The organism is Solirubrobacter phytolaccae, assembly GCF_027587195.1.
Lineage (GTDB): Bacteria > Actinomycetota > Thermoleophilia > Solirubrobacterales > Solirubrobacteraceae > Solirubrobacter > Solirubrobacter phytolaccae.
Genome location: NZ_JAPDDP010000072.1, coordinates 13,631 through 32,344 on the forward strand (window position 1 = coordinate 13,631; position 18,714 = coordinate 32,344).

Annotated in this window: 10 protein-coding genes and 3 rRNA genes; 6 read left to right on the forward strand and 7 right to left on the reverse strand. The window is 66.0% G+C overall.

Annotation, left to right across the window (positions count from 1 at the left end; all coding sequences use genetic code 11):
* The first annotated feature begins 16 nt into the window (after window positions 1-16).
* The 4 genes from OJ997_RS28440 (at window position 17) to OJ997_RS28455 (ending at window position 2,961) form a co-directional block, all read left to right on the forward strand.
* Window positions 17-604, forward strand: a complete 588-nt coding sequence (locus OJ997_RS28440) for an HDIG domain-containing metalloprotein (RefSeq protein WP_270028716.1) — start codon at window positions 17-19, stop codon at window positions 602-604.
* Between the two features lie 362 nt (window positions 605-966).
* Window positions 967-2,058: an isocitrate/isopropylmalate family dehydrogenase gene (locus tag OJ997_RS28445; protein ID WP_270028717.1), complete on the forward strand. Its 1,092-nt coding sequence runs from the start codon at window positions 967-969 to the stop codon at window positions 2,056-2,058.
* A 38-nt stretch (window positions 2,059-2,096) separates the two neighbouring features.
* Window positions 2,097-2,552 (forward strand): T3SS (YopN, CesT) and YbjN peptide-binding chaperone 1, encoded by a 456-nt coding sequence (locus tag OJ997_RS28450; RefSeq protein WP_270028718.1) that lies wholly within the window; start codon window positions 2,097-2,099, stop codon window positions 2,550-2,552.
* Window positions 2,553-2,700: 148 nt separating this feature from the next.
* Window positions 2,701-2,961, forward strand: a complete 261-nt coding sequence (locus OJ997_RS28455) for a hypothetical protein (RefSeq protein WP_270028719.1) — start codon at window positions 2,701-2,703, stop codon at window positions 2,959-2,961.
* 373 nt (window positions 2,962-3,334) lie between these two features.
* Here OJ997_RS28455 and OJ997_RS28460 read toward each other — a convergent pair whose 3' ends face one another.
* Window positions 3,335-5,101: a hypothetical protein gene (locus OJ997_RS28460; RefSeq protein ID WP_270028720.1), complete on the reverse strand. Its 1,767-nt coding sequence runs from the start codon at window positions 5,099-5,101 to the stop codon at window positions 3,335-3,337.
* Between the two features lie 258 nt (window positions 5,102-5,359).
* Here OJ997_RS28460 and OJ997_RS28465 point away from each other — a divergent pair, with 258 nt between their 5' ends.
* Window positions 5,360-7,744 carry an alpha/beta hydrolase gene (locus OJ997_RS28465; RefSeq protein WP_270028721.1) on the forward strand — a complete coding sequence of 795 codons (2,385 nt, stop codon included), beginning with the start codon at window positions 5,360-5,362 and terminating at the stop codon, window positions 7,742-7,744.
* A 60-nt stretch (window positions 7,745-7,804) separates the two neighbouring features.
* On the opposite strand, the gene OJ997_RS28470 is transcribed toward OJ997_RS28465, so the two are convergent.
* The 4 genes from OJ997_RS28470 to OJ997_RS28485 all read right to left on the reverse strand — a co-directional run bounded on the left by OJ997_RS28470 (window position 7,805) and on the right by OJ997_RS28485 (window position 13,381).
* On the reverse strand, window positions 7,805-8,299 hold the full coding sequence (locus tag OJ997_RS28470; RefSeq protein WP_270028722.1) for a GNAT family N-acetyltransferase: 495 nt from the start codon (window positions 8,297-8,299) through the stop codon (window positions 7,805-7,807).
* Window positions 8,300-8,385: 86 nt separating this feature from the next.
* Window positions 8,386-8,502: ribosomal RNA gene (gene rrf, locus OJ997_RS28475) — 5S ribosomal RNA — on the reverse strand.
* Between the two features lie 77 nt (window positions 8,503-8,579).
* A 23S ribosomal RNA gene (locus tag OJ997_RS28480) occupies window positions 8,580-11,566 on the reverse strand.
* 267 nt (window positions 11,567-11,833) lie between these two features.
* Window positions 11,834-13,381: ribosomal RNA gene (locus OJ997_RS28485) — 16S ribosomal RNA — on the reverse strand.
* Together the 16S, 23S and 5S rRNA genes form the textbook arrangement of a ribosomal RNA operon.
* Before the next feature lie 900 nt (window positions 13,382-14,281).
* On the opposite strand from OJ997_RS28485, the gene OJ997_RS28490 reads away from it, so the two are divergent.
* On the forward strand, window positions 14,282-16,708 hold the full coding sequence (locus tag OJ997_RS28490; protein WP_270028724.1) for a transglycosylase domain-containing protein: 2,427 nt from the start codon (window positions 14,282-14,284) through the stop codon (window positions 16,706-16,708).
* Here the strand turns inward: OJ997_RS28490 and OJ997_RS28495 are convergent.
* Together OJ997_RS28495 and argH are read right to left on the reverse strand one after the other, a co-directional pair.
* A complete protein-coding gene (locus OJ997_RS28495; protein ID WP_372517944.1) occupies window positions 16,705-17,289 on the reverse strand; it encodes a DNA-3-methyladenine glycosylase in 585 nt (194 codons plus the stop codon). The genes OJ997_RS28490 and OJ997_RS28495 overlap by 4 nt on opposite strands.
* Window positions 17,290-17,342: 53 nt before the next feature.
* A complete protein-coding gene (gene argH / locus OJ997_RS28500; RefSeq protein ID WP_270028727.1) occupies window positions 17,343-18,710 on the reverse strand; it encodes an argininosuccinate lyase in 1,368 nt (455 codons plus the stop codon).
* Window positions 18,711-18,714 lie beyond the last annotated feature (4 nt).

The following is an 18,714-nucleotide window of genomic DNA, read 5'->3' on the forward strand; positions in this document are numbered from 1 at the left end:
TAGGCTACCGAGTCCCATGACCCTGCCCATGACGCGCGACGAAGCCTGGACGCTGTTCTGCGAGTGGACGGAGTCCGAGAGCCTGCGCCGTCACGTGCTTGCGGTCGAGGCCTGCATGCGCGCGTACGCGCGCAAGTTCGGCGAGGACGAGGAGCGCTGGGGCATCGTCGGCATGCTCCACGACCTCGACTACGAGCGCTATCCGGACCTCCACACCGGCCACCCCCGCTACGCGCTCGCCGAGCTCGAGCGGTTGGGCTTCCCGGAGGACATGGTCCGCGCGGTCGCCTCCCATGCGGATTACTTGGAAGTCTCGCGAGACACGCCGATGGAGAAGACCCTCTTCGCCGTCGACGAGCTCTCCGGCTTCGTGATGGCCTGCGCCTACGTGCGCCCCGCCGGCATCAACGGCATGACGCCCAAGTCGGTCAAGAAGAAGATGAAGACGCCGGCGTTCGCCGCCGCCGTGGACCGCGAGGGCATGCGCGAGGGCGCCGAGCTCCTCGGCATCGACTTCGACGAGCACCTGGAGTTCGTGATCGCGGCGCTAGAGCCGCACGCGGACGAGCTGGGCCTGGCCGGCACGCCGGCCGAGAACGGCTAACGGCGAGCCGATTCGCGGGGGTGTGTCCCGAAACCGTCCTCACAGGACGGTTTGGGGACACACCCCCAAACGAACACCCCTGCGGAGGGGGTGTGTCCGGAAACGTTCGCTGAGCGGAACTTCCGGGACACACCCCCCGCCCCGCACGATCGCGCTTGGTCCTTCGTGATCGAATCGCGGTGAACGCCTGAGCGTTCACTCAGTGAGGGGAACCCTCCTCACCCGCACACAGCGCGCCGGCCGCGTCGGGTCAAGCGGCTCACCGCGAAGCGCGAGTTGCTTGACGCGGCGCCCGACGGTGTGCTCAGCCGTTGACGTTCCCGTAGCGGCACGCGCACGCGATCGGGCTAACCTGCGAGCCAATGCTGAAGATCATCGTCCTCGAGGGCGACGAGACGGGCCAAGAGCTGCTCGAGCAGTCGGTCCGCGTCCTTGACGCCGAGCTGCTCGGGCTCGAGCTGGAGCTGGTCCGCTACGACCTGTCGCTCGAGAAGCGGCGCGAGACGAACAACGAGATCGTCCATGAGGCCGCCCGCGCGATGCGTGAAGCGGGCTTCGGCCTGAAGGCCGCGACGATCACGCCGGAGGGCCGCAACGACGTCGGCTCCCCCAACCGGATCCTCCGCGAGGAGGTCGACGGCAAGGTGATCGTGCGCACCGGGCGGCGGATTCCCGGCGTCGTCGGGCCCGTGTCGGGCGTCTACCACCCCATCTCCGTCGTGCGCATGGCCGTCGACGACGCCTATGGCGCCAAGCAGTGGCGCGAGGGCGAAGACGACGAAGAGTCCGCGTTCATGACGATGAAGATCTCGCGCTCGACCTGCCGCGCGGTCTCCGAGTACTCGTTCATGTTCGCCGAGCGGATCGGCGCGAAGGTCTACGGCGGGCCCAAGTGGACCGTCTCCCCGACCTACGACGGGCTCCTGAAGGAGGAGATGGACGCCGCGGCGGCCAAGTACCCGGACGTCGTCTACCAGCCGGTGCTGATCGACGCCCTGTACGCCGGCCTCATCTCGGGCGCCGCGGACTCACCGCTCGTGATCCCCGCGCTGAATCGAGACGGTGACTGCTTGAGCGACCTCGTGATGCCGATGTTCGGCTCGATCGCGGGCGCCGAGTCGGTGCTCCTGGGCTTCGACGCCGACTACAACGTCGAGGTCGCGATGGCCGAGGCGCCGCACGGCACCGCGCCGTCGCTGTACGGCAAGAACCTCGCGAACCCGATGGCGATGCTGCTGGCCTGCGGCTCCGTGCTCTCCTACGCGGCCGCGAAGGGCCACGACGGCGCCGACCGCGCCTCGCGCGCCGTCTACGAGTCCGTGCTGGAGGCCACCGCCTCCGGGGTCAAGACGATCGACCTGGGCGGCCACGCGACGACGTCGGAGTTCACCGACGACGTGCTGGAGCGGATCAAGACCAAGATGGAGGTCTGGTCCTCGCTCGGCTCGAGGTGACGTCTTCCCACCCGCTCCATCCGGCATGATTGGGGCGGGTGGACGTCGAGGCGAGCATCGAGCAGGTGGCGGGGATCCTCGTGCGCGAGGGACTCCGCTACCACGTGTCCGGCGACGGGCGCACCTACCGGCTGCGGTTCGACTCCGCCGCCGTCTTCATCGACTTCCGTGAGTGGCAGGACGACTCCGTCGTCATCATCGTCCACTCCCCGATCCTCCAGGACATCGATCCCGGCAGCCCGGGCGCGGCGCAGGCCCTGAACCTGCTCAACGACCTCAACCGGAGCTTCTTCTTCGTGAAGTTCACGTTCCGGGACGGCGTGCTGATCGCCCGCTACGACCTCCTCGGCGAGTCGCTCCAGACGGGCGAGCTGGTCAACGCGGTCTACGAGATCGCGGGCGCTGCCGACCGCCTGGACGACGAGCTCGCGGGCGCTCTCGGCGGCAAGCCGTACGAGGCCAAGCTCAACGAGTGGTCCCAGAACGGCGACTGAAATCGCCGTCTGCAAGATCGCTTGCAGCATGGGAACCTCTGTTCGGCTCTAGACCGCGGAATCCGCATTTTCCGGGATGACCATCCCGCACGTTGGGCTTTTTTCCGTCCGACCGGATCCGTAGCCTTGCGAACACATGTTCCCTTCGATGACCGAACAGCGCGCGAACAAGCGCTCGCTCCGAGCACTGGTGCGCGGGGCCATGGATACGGCCCTGGAGCTCGTCACGCTGGGCGAGGCCAATACGTCGGCAAAGACCACGCCGCCGTCCGCCCCCACCGTCGTGCACCCGCATCGCCGCACGCTGGATCATCGTCGTAACCGCCGGAAGCGCCAAGGCATGGTGCCGCCCCGGCCACAGGTGTGCACGTCACCGGTTCATCGCCCGGTGGCTGAACGCAGCGCCTGACACCTCCGCGCCCGCCGGCGATCTGGTCTGGGAGGACTGATCGTTCCGGCCGGGCCGCGGATGGAACATTCCGTGTCCCCAAAGAAATTTGCGAAAAGGGCTAAAGGTCTCGGGGAGACCTGCCGATAGAAGGGGTAACGCGGGTGACGGGCGGGCTTTGCCGATCCTTTGCCGAGCCTTTTCTCGTGCTGCCGAAGATGCGCGGCATGAAGAACATCAAGATCGTCCTCACCGCTGCAGTCCTCACCGTCCCGGTGCTCCTCCCGACCATCGCCGAGGCCCGCGCCACCTGGACCTAGTCCGAAACGGGCACGCAACGCAGAGAAGGCCGCCCGATGGGCGGCCTTCTGCGTTTAAGCGCGCTGCGCGACGGCTACGGGTTCAGCGTCGACAGCGTGTAGGTCAGCGTCTTGGTGTAGGTGCCGGTGCGGAGCGCGTCGGTCTTGGTGATCGGCTGCTTGAACTCGACCGTCACCTTGTCGCTGGTGACGGGCGCGCCGTACGTGAGCAGCGTGAGCGCGGCGCCGGAGACCGTGCCGAACGGGCTGCCGGTGTTCGCGGCGTTGGTCGCGCGGGCGCTGAGCGGCTGCGGGAGCGTGAACGCCCCGTTCACCAGGTGCCCGGGCGCCGTCGGGCTCGGGTCGACCACGGTGAGGGTCGCGTCGCCGGCCGTGGAGGTCACGGTGGCCTCGGTGGTGGCCGTGTAGTCCTTGTCGATGCCCGGCGTGAAGGCGCCGAACGTCGGCGGCGTGCCGAGGGTGAGCGCGAGCGTCGCCGGCACGGTGCCGGTGACCGGCGCGGTCGTGGAGGTCGTGACCACGGGCACGTCGAGCTCGGTCGAGACGATGCTCGTCTGGCCGGAGGAGTCCGTGATCGTCGCGGTCAGCACGACGCGCTTGCCGATGTCCCCGTACGCGGGCCGGTACTCGAACTCGTACGGCACGGTGCTCTTGCTCGCGACCGGCACGCCGTTCGCGCTCAACGCGACCGACTTCACGCCGAAGTCGTCGGCGGCGACCACGACCGGGTAGATCGTCTCGTCCCAGGCCACCTTGGTCGGGCCGTACGGGTCCACGATCGCGCCGGTCGGCGGGGCGTCGACGGTGACCGCGGGCACGCTGAGCGGCGCGGGCGCCTCCGACAGCGTCGTGCCGAGCTCGACCGGGCCGGTCGTCGTGGACGTCCCCCAGAAGTTCCCGCCCACGAGCGCGGCGGTGCTGCCCGTGTTCGTCAAGCCGCCGAGCAGGCTCGAGCCGGTTGCGCTGAACGCGCGCACGACCGGGTTGCTCGGGTCAGGGCCGGTCTCGGCGTCGGTGAGGACGACCTGGCCGGTGATCTCGCTGCCGCTGATCGTGCCGCGCTGGCCGTACGTGTAGCCGACCGAGCCCGCGATCCGCGAGCCGACGACGTTGCCGTAGGCCTTGATGCCGGAGCGCGTCGTGGTCGTGGCCGCGCCGTCGGCGCCGCGGGCGTCGTCGAACAACACGGTGCCGTTGACGAGGCTCTTCTCGATCGTGACCTCGCGGCGGATGCCGGCTTCGGCGCCCTGCAGCGAGTTGGTCATCACCAGGCCGTAGCTGTACGGCCCGCCGTCGGACTTGATCGTGCCGATGCGGCTGTTGGCGATGCGCCCGCTCGTGTTGAAGAACGCGACCGCGGCCTCGGCGTAGGCGTCCGGCGACTCGATCGTTACGCCGGAGAGATCCAGGAAGTTCTCGTTGTCGTCGGACGAGCCGCCGGACTGGCGCGAGATCGTGACGACGTTGCCGCCGCCGTCGCGCAGGTACGGGGCGGTGCCGGCGAGCGAGGCCCCGAGCGCCGCGGCGGGCCGGATCGTCACCTTGTTCGCCCCGGCGCCCTTGATCGTCAGCGGCTTCGTGATCGTGAGGCCGTTGCGAGAGCCCGTCTGGCTCGGCGAGTTGTTGCCCGAAGCCGGCACGGACTGCTCGTAGTAGGTGCCGGCGCAGATCACGACGGTGTCCCACGGCGCCGCCTGATTGACCGCCGACTGGATCGAGGTGAAGGCGGCGTTCGGGCAATCGGCCTTGTCGTCGTCGACCGTCCAGGTCGACGCGTAGGCGCTGGTCGGGGCGAGCGCCGCGATGATCGCGGCGGCCACCACGGCAGAGACTCGGTTCATGTGAACAGTGGGACCTTTGTCGTGAGGGAGTTGGCCGCGCAGCCGTCAGTGGCGCGCAGATGCAGCGGCCGCAATCTACGTGGACCACCGGGCCGGTTGTTATGTGAAATCGGTCGGTCGTTGCCTGGTCACCTTTCTACCGATGGTCCACACACTGACACCCGGGCTGGAACGTACGATCTCGCCGCTTCGCCGCGTACGGCACGTCGTTGTCGTGCGAGCACGGATGCACTCATGAATCGACCGCACGGAGAACTGGTGACCCCTGCCCTGAAGGCCCTCGCGCTTGCGCTCTTCTTGGCGGTGCTCGCGCCGGCGACATCGCTGGCCGCACCGCCCGACCCCATGGATCGCGGCCCGTATACGCCCGTGACGCTCGACCCGCTGAAGATCGGCACCGTCGATCTGCAGGAGCCGAACGCCGCCGGTGGTGGCCTCACGGGCGGCGCGGCCGCGGCGACCGTGCAGCTGCGCGGCTCGATCTACTACCCGGGCAACCGCGCGACGGGCTCGCCGGTCATCGTGCTCGTGCACGGCAACCACTCGAGCTGCGACAGCGGCTCGGCACCGAACTGCACCGCGTTCAAGCGCAACGACCGCGGCTACGCGTACCTGGGTGAGAACCTCGCGAGCTGGGGCTACACGGTCGCGTCGATCGACCAGGACCAGCTCATGTACTACCAGGACGGCACCGCGCGCGGCATGCACCAGCGCCGGATCATCATCGCCGCCATGCTCGACAAGCTGTGGGACGCGAACACCGCGCCGATCCCCGCCGGCGACAACGCCAACATCGGCGGCGCGCTGGTCGGCAAGCTCGACTTCTCGCGCGTGGGCCTGATGGGTCACTCCCGCGGCGGCGACGCGGTCTCCAGCTTCATCGACTACAACCGCACGCGCCCCGCGCCGGGCCGCAAGTACAACCTGCGCGGCGTGATCGCGCTCGCGCCGGTCGACTATGAGCGCCGTGCGCCGTACGGCGTGCCGTTTATGACGATGTTCGGCTATTGCGAGGGCGACGTGACGAACCTGCAGGGCGCGCGTCTGTTCGAGCGCAGCCAGTACATCGTCGACGGCGACCCGTTCCCGCGCATCCAGGTGTCGATGCTCGGCGTCAACCACAACTGGTTCAACTCGGTCTGGTTCGCCGACGGCGACGACGCGACCGGCACCGACACCGCCTGTGGCACGTCGCAGCCGAACAACATCCGCTTGAGCGGCGGCACCTACAACGCGCAGACGCGCGGCTCCGGCGATCCGGCGCTGATGGGTGACCAGGAGAAGGCCGGCCTGGCGCTCATGAGCTCGTTCTTCCGCCGCTACGTCGGCGGCGACGCAGCCTTCGACCCGTACATGACGGGTGAGCTCGGCGAGGACGGCGTCTCGCCCCAGATCCCGGTCACGGCCTGCCCGACGTCGACGGCCGGCACGCGGATCCCGTGCGTCGAGCGCAACCTGGTCAGCTACTTCGCCGAGCCCGCCGCCCGCCGCGACGTGCTCCGGCCGGAGACGGACAACCCGCTCACCGTCAGCGCGCTCGGCACCGCCATCACCGGCAGCGGGTTCGCGAACCCGTACATCGCGAGCGGCGGCGTGAGCCCCCTGCCCGCGACGACCGCGGGCGGCTTCGACTGGTGCAACCCGGAGCCGATCTACTTCACGCCTTCCTCGCTCGGCTTCAGCGGCCTCCCGACCGCGACGAAGGGCTGCCCGCTGCCCGCCGCGAGCGCGCTCGGCGGCCAGAGCGGCACGCGTGAGAACGCCCCGGTCAACCACTCCTACGGCATGCAGCTCGCGCTGGCGTGGGAGCAGAAGGCCTCGATCAGCACCCGGGTTCCGGCGGCATCGGGCGACGTCACCGGCTTCAAGACGCTCACCATGGGCGCGGGGGTCAACTTCTTCGACCCGCGCAACCCGCCCCGCTCCGGGGACGCGATCTGGAACCCGACGCTGACGACCCAGGACTTCGAGATCGTCCTCGTCGACAAGGCCGGCACGAGGGGCACCGTCTCGGCCGGCTCGCCGCGTTACGGCAACGCGCTGCACCAGACCACGGGCTCCACCACCGCCCGCACGCACATCGTGCTCAACGCGATCCGCGTGCCGCTGGGCGACTTCAAGGCCCAGGGCGTCGATCTCACGAGCATCCGCAAGGTCGAGCTGATCTTCGGCGAGAACGGCAAGCCGCCGACGGGTTCGATCCAGCTGTCTGACGTGCGCTTCCAGGAAGCGGTCGGGGGCTCGGCCGTCTACACCGACAAGCTCGCTGACGTGCCGCCGACGACCGCTCCGGTCCCGGCGCCGGAGGCCAAGACCGTCGTCACCGCCGCGGCGCCGGCCGCCACCGTCCTCGAGACGGGTGCCGCGACGACCGTTGCGCCCGCGACCGAAGCGACGAAGGCAGCGACCTGCGCGGTCACGCTGACCTCGGCGAAGGTCAAGGCGCGCATCCTCGCGCTCAAGGGCGCCACGGGCTGCGGGTCCTCGCTCCGGGTCACGATCGCGCGCGTCGGCAAGGCCAGCACGAGCAAGGCCGTGCGCGCCACGGTGAAGGGCCAGCGCTGGACGGCGAGCGCGAAGCTCGCCGCCGGCCGCTACAAGGTCACCGTGGCTGGGGCGAGCAAGCTCGTGACCGTGCGGTAGCCCTGCGGCACATACTGCGGTCCTAATGAAGGGGCGGCCATCTGGCCGCCCCTTCGTCGTTTAACGGCGGCGCTGCTCGTAGATGACGAGCTCGCCGGGCCCCTCCGGGTCTGGGGCACGCTCCGCGGGCGTCATCCCCAGCCGCTCAGCGACGGCGATCGACGCCACGTTGCCCGGGTCGATCACAGCGATGACCCGACGGACGGCGAGGTGCTCGAGCGCCGCGTCCACGGCCGCACGCCCGGCCTCGGTCGCATAGCCCTTCCCCCAGGCCGACGGATGCAGTCGCCAGCCGACCTCGACCTCGTGCACGTAAGCCGGGAAGTAGATCGGATGGCCGACGCCGACGAACCCGACGAGCGTTCCGGCAGCCTCAACCGCCCAGAAGCCGAAGCCGAACTGGTCCCAGTGTTGGGCGAACCGCTCGGACTGCTCGCGGGACGCCGCTTCGCTGTACGGGACGCCGGCATTGAGGAAGGTCATGACCTCGGGCTCGGCGTTCACGGCCGTCAGCGCCGCCGTGTGGGCCAGCGCATCCCAACGGTGCAGGACCAAACGCTGCGTGATGACTCGCGCGGGATAGGCCATAGAACGACAAAGAGCCGCCTCAAAGGGCGGCTCTAGCGTACTGCTTATTTAAGAACTGGCGGCGACCTACTCTCCCAGGCCCTTTCAGGCCAAGTACCATCGGCGCTACGGGGCTTGACTGCTCTGTTCGGAATGGGAAGAGGTATTTCCCCCGCGCAATGGCCACCAGAAATTTGTCAAGACCTCGCCTCAAGCGGGCCTTCAAAGCTGCACAATCCTGCCAACGACGGGCATCACGGAAAATATATCCGTCAAGCCCTCGATCCATTAGTACCGGTCTCCTACGAGCGTTACCGCTCTTCCAGATCCGGCCTATCAACCTGGTGGTCTACCAGGGATCTTACCCTCTCAAGGAGGTGGGAGAATTCATCTCGAGGTCAGCTTCCCGCTTAGATGCCTTCAGCGGTTATCTGGTCCGCACGTAGCTAACCTGCGGTGCCCTTGGCAGGACAACAGATACACCAGAGGTGCGTTCATCCCGGTCCTCTCGTACTAGGGACGAATCCTCTCAATTCTCCAACGCCCACGGCAGATAGGGACCGAACTGTCTCACGACGTTCTGAACCCAGCTCGCGTACCGCTTTAATGGGCGAACAGCCCAACCCTTGGGACCTACTACAGCCCCAGGATGCGACGAGCCGACATCGAGGTGCCAAACCGAGTCGTCGATGTGGACTCTTGGACTCGATAAGCCTGTTATCCCCGGAGTACCTTTTATCCGTTGAGCGACAGCACTTCCACTTGCTACTGCCGGATCACTAAAGCCTGCTTTCGCACCTGCTCGACCTGTCGGTCTCACAGTCAAGCTCCCTTACTGCTTTTGCACTCTACGTACGATTTCCAACCGTACTGAGGGAACCTTTGCGCGCCTCCGTTACATTTTGGGAGGCGACCGCCCCAGTCAAACTACCCGCCTGGCACTGTTCACTGCCCGGATAACGGCGCAGTGTTAGAAGCACAATACATCAAGGGAGGTATCTCAAGGTTGTCTCCACACCAGCCGCAGCCGATGCTTCAAAGACTCCCTCCTATCCTGAGCGAGATGCACCGCACTCCAATACCAGGTTGTAGTAAAGGTTCACGGGGTCTTTCCGTCTAGCCGCGGGTACTCGGCATCTTCACCGAGACTGCAATTTCACCGAGCCCATCGTTGAGACAGCGTTCAACTCGTTACGCCATTCGTGCAGGTCGGAACTTACCCGACAAGGAATTTCGCTACCTTAGGACGGTTATAGTTACCGCCGCCGTTTACCGGGGCTTAGTTTCAGTGCTTCGGCTTGCGCCTAACACCTCCACGTAACCTTCCGGCACCGGGCAGGCGTCAGCCCCTATACGTCGTCTTACGACTTAGCAGAGACCTGTGTTTTTGGTAAACAGTCGGTTGAACCTATTCACTGCGGCCCTCTCAGGCTCCACGCGTAAAGCGCTTCACCTTACTAGGGCGCTCCTTATCCCGAAGTTACGGAGCGATTTTGCCGAGTTCCTTAACGATGGTTATCTCGATCACCTTAGTATTCTCTACTTTCCCACCTGTGTCGGTTTTGGTACGGGCACGTGCAATCTCCCTAGAGGCTTTTCTCGGAGGCATGGCGTCCGGGACTCGCCGGCTTAGAGCCAGCTGTCATCGCACCTCAGGTTATGGAGCTCCGCATTTATCATGAGCTCCCCCTACATGCTTGACCCAGGACTACCGTCGCCTGGGTTCCCATAGCCTTCCCCGTCCCCCCATCGGTCAAATGATTGCGACGTGGTACAGGAATATCAACCTGTTGTCCATCGACTACGCCTTTCGGCCTCGCCTTAGGTCCCGACTAACCCTAAGCAGACGAACTTTACTTAGGAATCCTTAGGAAATCGGTGGAGGAGATTCTCACTCCTCTTTCGTTACTCATGCCGGCATTCTCACTTCCCATGGCTCCACGGCTGGGTTCCCCCGCCGCTTCACTGCCATGGGAACGCTCTCCTACCGCTCGACTTACGTCGAACCCGAAGCTTCGGTGTCTAGCTTGAGCCCCGTTACATTATCCGCGCCCGGACACTTGACCAGTGAGCTGTTACGCACTCTTTCAAGGATGGCTGCCTCTAAGCCAACCTCCTGGTTGTCTATGCACCCGGACATCGTTTGCCACTTAGCTAGAACTTAGGGACCTTAGCTGTCGGTCTGGGCTGTTTCCCTCTTGACGCTGAAGTTTATCCCCCAGCAACTGACTCCCGGAGTAGCCGTGACGGTCTTCGGAGTTTGCCTGATTTCGGTAAGCTGGTGGGCCCCCTAGACCAAACAGTGCTCTACGGCCGCCACGGAATTGATCCGAGGCTATACCTAAATATATTTCGGAGAGAACCAGATATCTCTGAGCTTGATTAGCCTTTCACTCCGACCCACAGGTCATCCGCCCAGTTTTCAACCTAGGTCGGTTCGGTCCTCCACGCGGTCTTACCCGCGCTTCAACCTGCCCATGGGTAGCTCGCTCAGTTTCGGGTCTACCGCCTACGACTAAATCGCCCTATTCGGACTCGCTTTCGCTTCGGCTCCGCTCATCGCTTAACCTTGCCGCAGACGAGTAACTCGCCGGCTCGTTATGCAAAAAGCACGCCGTCACAGAACAAGTCTGCTCCGACCGCTTGTAGGCACGCGGTTTCAGGTACTATTTCACTCCCCTTCCGGGGTACTTTTCACCTTTCCCTCACGGTACTTGTCCGCTATCGGTCACCAGGGAGTACTTAGCCTTGGAGGGTGGTCCCCCCAGATTCAGTCCGCGTTTCACGGGTGCGGACCTACTCAGGTACCTCATCGGGAGATCAGATCGATTTCGCTTACGGGACGATTGCCCTCTGTGGTGCGCGGTTCCACGCGCTTCAGCTATCGACTGATTTGGTAACTCCCGCCGAGACACGCACGTCTCGGACAAAGGCCCTACAACCCCGAACTGGCAACGCGTGCGCGCTTACACCAGCCCGGTTTGGGCTATTCCCCTTTCGCTCGCCACTACTCGGGGAGTCTCGGTTGATTTCCTTTCCTCCGGGTACTGAGATGTTTCAGTTCCCCGGCTTGCCCCCATCCCGCCTATATATTCAGCGGGTGGTAACGCCGTACTAACAGCGTTGGGTTTCCCCATTCGGAGATCCGCGGGTCACTGGCTATTCAGCGCCTCACCGCGGCTTATCGCAGCCGTTCACGTCCTTCATCGACTCCTGGTGCCAAGGCATCCACCACGTGCCCTTCCTATCTTGACGGTGATCCGCAATTACTTGCGTAATTGCAGGTGATACCCGTTCACACCGCCGTTGAAGGCGGTGTTTCGTTGGCATGATTGTGCAGTTTTCAAGGTCCGCTTCGAGGCGTCGCCCGGATTGGGCAAGACGGTCTCTCAAAACTCAACAGCATGCCCGTACTTGATGTACGAGCCAGGTCCGGTCGACGTTAGGTACCGAGTCAAACTCGAGGTGGACGGAATGCCCACCTGGTTGTCGCCGGCGCTCCAAGTCCTGGAGCTTCCCTAGAAAGGAGGTGATCCAGCCGCACCTTCCGGTACGGCTACCTTGTTACGACTTCACCCCAGTCACGAGCCCCACCTTCGACGGCTCCCTCCCACAAGGGGTTAGGCCACCGGCTTCGGGTGTTGCTTGCTTCCATGGTGTGACGGGCGGTGTGTACAAGGCCCGGGAACGTATTCACCGCGGCAATGCTGATCCGCGATTACTAGCAACTCCGCCTTCATGTAGGCGGGTTTCAGCCTACAATCCGAACCGAGACGCGCTTTAAGGGATTCGCTCCACCTCACGGTATCGCAGCCCTCTGTACGCGCCAATGTAGCACGTGTGTAGCCCTGGACATAAGGGGCATGATGACTTGACGTCATCCCCACCTTCCTCCGGTTTGTCACCGGCAGTCTCGCATGAGTCCCCAACTAAATGCTGGCAACATGCGACGGGGGTTGCGCTCGTTGCGGGACTTAACCCAACATCTCACGACACGAGCTGACGACAGCCATGCACCACCTGTGATCCTGCCCCGAAGGGAAGCCCTGTTTCCAGGGAGGTCAGGAACATGTCAAGCCCAGGTAAGGTTCTTCGCGTTGCGTCGAATTAAACCACATGCTCCGCTGCTTGTGCGGGCCCCCGTCAATTCCTTTGAGTTTTAGCCTTGCGGCCGTACTCCCCAGGCGGGGCACTTAATGCGTTAGCTTCGGCACGGAGGGAGTCGACACCCCCCACACCTAGTGCCCATCGTTTACAGCGTGGACTACCAGGGTATCTAATCCTGTTTGCTCCCCACGCTTTCGCGTCTCAGCGTCAGTAACGTCCCAGCGAGCTGCCTTCGCAATTGGTGTTCCTCCTGATATCTGCGCATTTCACCGCTACACCAGGAATTCCACTCGCCTCTTCCGTACTCAAGCCCGACAGTATCCACCGGCATCCGAGGGTTGAGCCCCCGACTTTCACAGCGGACTTACCGGACCGCCTACACGCGCTTTACGCCCAATGATTCCGGACAACGCTTGCCCCCTACGTATTACCGCGGCTGCTGGCACGTAGTTAGCCGGGGCTTCTTCTGAAGGTACCGTCACTCCACAGCGCTATTAACACTGGAAGCTTCGTCCCAACTGAAAGGGGTTTACAACCCGAAGGCCTTCTTCCCCCACGCGGCGTTGCTGCGTCACGCTTTCGCGCATTGCGCAAGATTCCCCACTGCTGCCTCCCGTAGGAGTCTGGGCCGTGTCTCAGTCCCAGTGTGGCTGATCGTCCTCTCAGACCAGCTACCCATCGCAGCCTTGGTGAGCCGTTACCTCACCAACAAGCTAATGGGCCGCGGGCCCATCCCAATGCGAAGGCCGAAGCTATCTTTGCTGAACTCCCTTACGAGAGTGCAGAACATCCGGTATTAGCCCGAGTTTCCTCGGGTTGTCCCGGTCATTGGGGTAGGTTACCCACGTGTTACTCACCCGTTCGCGGCTCTGCCACGGACCGAAGTCCGCTTCGTCGCTCCACTTGCATGTGTTAAGCACGCCGCCAGCGTTCGTCCTGAGCCAGGATCAAACTCTCCGTGAAGAATCACAAAGAGCGTCTTTCGCTACTCGAGAGCCGACCAGTACACATGAGGCCGGCTGAGCGATTGACAGGGTTACTGCTCAGTACTGCTGGTACTACTTTCCTACTTGATTCCTTATTCCGTCCACCTTGTGGTTACAAGGCGTCGGAGTAACGAAACCTGGACACATTCGACGGCTAAGGAAGCCATCGATGTGCATGCTGTTGAGTTTTCAAAGACCGCTGCGCCTCGCGTCTGGCGGGGTTTCCGCCGTGTGCTGCGCTATGTTGGAGCCTAGCAGCTCCGTGTCCGGCGCCTCTCGGCTCCAGGCCCTGAAGCTTAGCGCTCCCGGCCCAGTGCCTCGTTGGCCCCGGGCCGAGAAGCTTAGCGCGTCTCGCCCGGCGCCTTTCGGCTCCGGCCCTATGAAGCTTAGCGCTTCAGAGGGGCAGTGGAGTTTAGCGTACCCGCCTCCCGGACCACAGTCCTGTCGGCCGGAGGGCGTTGCTTCACCCCGCTGCGGCGCAGAAGAGTAGCAGCGGCTCTCCGGCCTACAAGGGGTCTCCGAAGAAATTTTCCACGGACCCCATTCCGAGCTCCTCCCAGCCCCCTCCACGTCGGTCTGCGCCCCCACGTGTGCGCGCCCCCGCGTATGCGCGTGCGCCGCGCGGGCCGCCCGCCCCGCACCCGCCGGTGCCCGCCACGCCTCTCTCCCCCTCTCCCTCAAGTGCGTGCCGCTCCCCGCCGATCTACCCGGGAACCGCGTCTGAGTTCGGCCTGAGCGCTGGGCTCCGAAGGCGGACGGTTCCGTCCGTCCCGATGCTAGAGTCGAACGACCTGGCCGGGCTTGGTCCGCCCGCCACCCGCCTCGGCACGATCCGTGGCAGAGTCCCCGTCCTAGGTCGGGGACCGCGCACCCTGTCATGAGCGATCACGAGCGAACCACCACCATCCCCGGCGAGGCAGACGGCCTCAACGGGAGCGGCTCGGTGGTTGACTTCCCGCGCGAGCGCGCGCGTGCGCGTAGCGGGAGTCGTGGACGGATCCGCCTCTGGCCCCGCCGCAGGCGGAAGAAGCGCTTCAAGGTCCGCAAGCTGCGGGTGCTGATCGTCCTGTTCTTCCTGGGCATCCTCGCGGCGATCTCGACCGCGTTCGGCATGTTCATGGCGCTCGCCGCGGACCTCCCGCAGCTCGAGCCGCTCGACGCGCCGGCCCAGCCTTCGGTCCTCCTCGACAAGCGTGGCGAGCAGATCGGGACGCTCACGGGCAACGACCGGCGCATCTACCTGTCGGAGAAGCAGATCGCGCCCGCGATGAAGCAGGCGATGGTCGCGATCGAGGACCGCCGCTTCTGGACCAACTCCGGCGTCGACGTCCGCGGCATCCTGCGCGCCGCCTTCCAGAACACGACCGAGGGCCGTGCGGTCCAGGGCGCGTCGACCATCCCACAGCAGTACGTGAAGATCCAGCTCGCCGCCGAGAACGAGCGCACCGTGTTCCAGAAGCTGCGCGAGGCGGCGCTCGCCTACCAGCTCACCCGCCGGTGGTCGAAGGACCGGATCCTCCGCAACTACCTGAACACGATCTACTTCGGCAACGGCGCCTACGGCGTCGAATCCGCCGCGCGCACGTACTTCGCCTACAACCACGACGAGTGCGAGCCGAACTGCGCGGCCGTGCTGCTGCCGCACGAGGCCGCGCTGATCGCGGGCATCGTCGCCTCGCCGAGCGCGTACGACCCGGTCCAGCACCCGGTCGCCGCGCAGAAGCGCCGCGACCTCGTGCTCCTGCGCATGTACGAGCTCGGCAACATCCCGCGCGACGTGTACGAGGACGGCAAGCGCCAGCCGATCCCGACGCGCTTCGACCTGACCTTCCCCAGGGAGGACACGGAGTTCCCGTACTTCACGTCCTGGGTCAAGCAGCAGGTCGTCGACCAGCTCGGCGGCGGCCAGCAGGGCGCGGCCAAGGCCTTCGACGGCGGTCTGCGGGTCACGACGACGATCGACTCCAAGCTCCAGCGCGCCGCCGAGAAGGCGATCAAGGACTGGCTTCCCAACGAGGACGGGCCCCGCGCCTCCCTGGTCGCCATCTCCAACAAGGACGGCATGGTCCGGGCGATGGTCGGTGGCGACCGGTACGAGGAGAAGCCGTTCAACCTCGCGACCCAGGGCCAGCGCCAGCCGGGCTCGGCCTTCAAGCCGTTCGTGCTCGCCGAGGCGCTGGACCGTGGCATCAGCCCCGGTTCCACCTGGGAGTCCAAGAAGCTGACTTACATCCTCAAGGGTGGTGAGCGCTTCACTGTCAACAATTACGACGACGCGTACTCGGGTGTGACCACGCTCGCGAACGCCACCACCTTCTCCGACAACGCCGTCTTCGTGCAGGTGGCCAAGAAGGTGGGGATGAAGAAGGTCGCCCGGCTCGCGCGCGACATGGGCGTTCGCACCCCGGTGTCCACGAACCTGGCGAGCGCGCTCGGTGGCCTGAACCGCGGCGTGACCCCGCTCGATATGGCGCACGCGTACGAGACCTTCGCCACGGGCGGTCTGCTCGTCACCGGCACGCTGTCGCCGGGCCAGAGCGACAAGCGCCTTCCCGTCCCGGGCCCGGTCGGCATCGAGCGGATCGAGCAGGGCAAGGGCAAGAAGGCCAAGATCGTCAAGAACGAGAACGGCAAGCGGATGGTCAACAAGCGCGAGCGCACGCGCGTGCTCAAGCCCCACGTCGCTTCTCAGGTCTCGCAGATCCTCCAGACCGTCGTCAAGAACGGCACGGCCGAGCGTGCGCAGATCCCGGGCGTGATGGTCGCCGGCAAGACCGGCACCACCGAGGCCTACGGCGACGCCTGGTTCGTCGGCTGGACCAAGGAGTACACGGTCGCCGTCTGGGTCGGCTACCCGGACAAGTTCAAGCCCATGGAGACCGAGTTCCAGGGCGAGCCGGTCGCCGGCGGCACGTTCCCGACCGGCATCTGGAAGACCTTCATGATGTCGCTGCTCAAGGTCGACCCGCTGCCCAAGGCCGACGGCGGCGACGGCCGCGCGAAGCCCACCCCGACGCCCAGTGGCGTCGTCCCCGGCACCGCGACTCCGCCGCCGGCCACGTCCACGCCGCCCCCGTCGTCAACCGACGGCACGGGCGGTGGCACCGAGGCGCCGCCGGAGAACAACACGCCGCCGACGAACGAAGAGCCGCCGCCGACGACCGAGGAACCGCCGCCGACAACGCAGGAACCCGCGCCGACGGCACCGCCGACGGACGGCGGAACCGGTGGAACGGGCGGCGCCGGCGGCACCGCGCCGCAGACTGGCGGTGCCGGGACGACCGGCACCACTGGCACCGGCTAGCGCAGCGACGCGCGAAAGCCCGGCGGCCAGGGCCGCGACACCTCGCGGAACCCCAGGGCGCAGAAGCGCCACGGCAGCTCGGCCGCCTTGGTGATGCCGATGCGCGGTCCGGTCACGTACTCGAGCGGTTCGCCGTGGCGAATGACGATCGGGCCGTCCACCAGCGACGTGTCGTTCTCCGTCAAGCCGATGCCCATCGCCTGGGTGAGCTTGCCCGGGCCGTTGGTGAGCTCACCCGCGCCGCGGCGCTCACGCATCGCCGCCAGCCCTTCCAGCGGCTCCAGCGCGCGGATGAGCACCGCCGCGCCGACGTCCTCGGGCTCGCACACGGCGTTCAAGAGCGCGTGGATCCCGTAGGAGCGGTACACGTAGGCCGTGCCCGGCGCGCCATAGAGCACCGAGGTCCGCGCCGTCAACCCCACATAGGCGTGGCAGGCCGGCTCGGTGTGGTGATAGGCCTCGGTCTCCACGATCCGGCCGGCGCAGCCCTCGAACTCGACGATGCAGCCGAGCAGGGCCGGTGCCACCTCGAGCACCGGCCGGTCGTAGAAATCAGCGTCTAGGGAGATCCGCGAAGCGATCTCCCCAGCCGAGGTCGACTGCCCCGGCGAAGCCGGCGGCGTCGACGAAGCGCCTAGGTCGTCTGATCCAGCGCCGCTTTGGCGTGCGCCAGCTGCTCGCGCACGCGGGCGAGCGACGTCCCGCCCTCGCTCTCCTTGGACTCCAGCCACGTCCCTTGGGATAGCACCGCGTAGAAGTCGTCGTCGAGCACGTCGGAGTGCTCGGCGAGCTCCTCGCGCGTCAGCTGGGAGAGCACGCGGCCCGATTCGACCGCCGTGCGCACCAGCCCGGCGACGATGCCGTGCGACTGGCGGAAGGGGACGCCGCGCTTGACGAGCATGTCCGCGACGTCCACGGCGGCGAGCATCTCGTCCGTCGCGGCGGCGGCCAGGCGCTCGCGCTTGAACGTCATCGACTCGAGCATCCCGCGCGCGGCGGCCAGGGTGAGCTCCAGCGTGTCGACGGTGTCGAAGAGGTGCTCCTTGTCCTCCTGCATGTCCTTGTTGTAGGTCAGCGGGAGCGCGTGCATGACGCCGTGGAGGCCGGCCAGGTGGGACACGATCCGCGGCGCCTTCGCGCGCAGCAGCTCGGCCGCGTCCGGGTTCTTCTTCTGCGGCATGATCGAGGACGAGGACGCCCAGTCGTCGCGCACCTCGCAGAAGCCGAACTCCTCCGAGCTCCACAGCACGATCTCCGCGCCGAGCCGCGACAGGTGCGTCGCGCAGGTGGCGGCGGCGTTCAGGTAGTCCAGCACGAAGTCGCGGTTGGAGACCGCGTCGATCGAGTTCGGCACCACGCCCGCGAACCCGAGCTCAGACGCCACCAGGCGCCGGTCCGTCGGGAAGTTCACGCCCGCCAGCGCGCCCGCGCCCAGCGGCAGCTCGCTCGTCCCGCCCAGCACCAGCGCGAACCGGGACGCGTCGCGGCGGAACATCCAGAAGTAGGCGAGCAGGTGGTGGGAGAGATACACGGGCTGCGCGCGCTGCAGGTGCGTGTAGCCGGGCATCGGCCAGTCCAGGTGCGCCTCGGCGACCCGCACGATCACGGTCTGCAGGTCCTGCAGCGCCTCGATCGCCCGCAACGCGTGCGCACGCGTGAACATCGCCATGTCCGTCGCGACCTGGTCGTTGCGCGACCGCGCCGTGTGCAGCTTGCCGCCGACCGGGCCGACGATCTCGGTCAGCCGCCGCTCGACGGCCATGTGGATGTCCTCGTCGTCGTCGAGGAACTTGAACTCGTTGGCGTCGAGCTCGGCCCGCACCCGGTCGAGCCCGTTGAGCAGCTCGTCGAGGTCGGCGTCGGTGATGATCCCGGTCGCCGCGAGCATCTTCGCGTGCGCCCGCGACTGCTCCACGTCGTAGGGATACAGGCGCCAGTCGAAGCCGATCGAGGCGTTCAGCGTGACGAAGACGGGATCAGGTGGCAGCGAGAAGCGCGACATCGCC

Bases quoted from the DNA above. Each gene is read 5' to 3' on its own strand.
- OJ997_RS28445 (WP_270028717.1), top strand. From the start codon at position 967: ATGCTGAAGATCATCGTCCTCGAGGGCGACGAGACGGGCCAAGAGCTG.
- argH (WP_270028727.1), bottom strand. From the start codon at position 18,710: ATGTCGCGCTTCTCGCTGCCACCTGATCCCGTCTTCGTCACGCTGAAC.
- OJ997_RS28440 (WP_270028716.1), top strand. From the start codon at position 17: ATGACCCTGCCCATGACGCGCGACGAAGCCTGGACGCTGTTCTGCGAG.
- OJ997_RS28490 (WP_270028724.1), top strand. From the start codon at position 14,282: ATGAGCGATCACGAGCGAACCACCACCATCCCCGGCGAGGCAGACGGC.
- OJ997_RS28455 (WP_270028719.1), top strand. From the start codon at position 2,701: ATGACCGAACAGCGCGCGAACAAGCGCTCGCTCCGAGCACTGGTGCGC.
- OJ997_RS28460 (WP_270028720.1), bottom strand. From the start codon at position 5,101: ATGAACCGAGTCTCTGCCGTGGTGGCCGCCGCGATCATCGCGGCGCTC.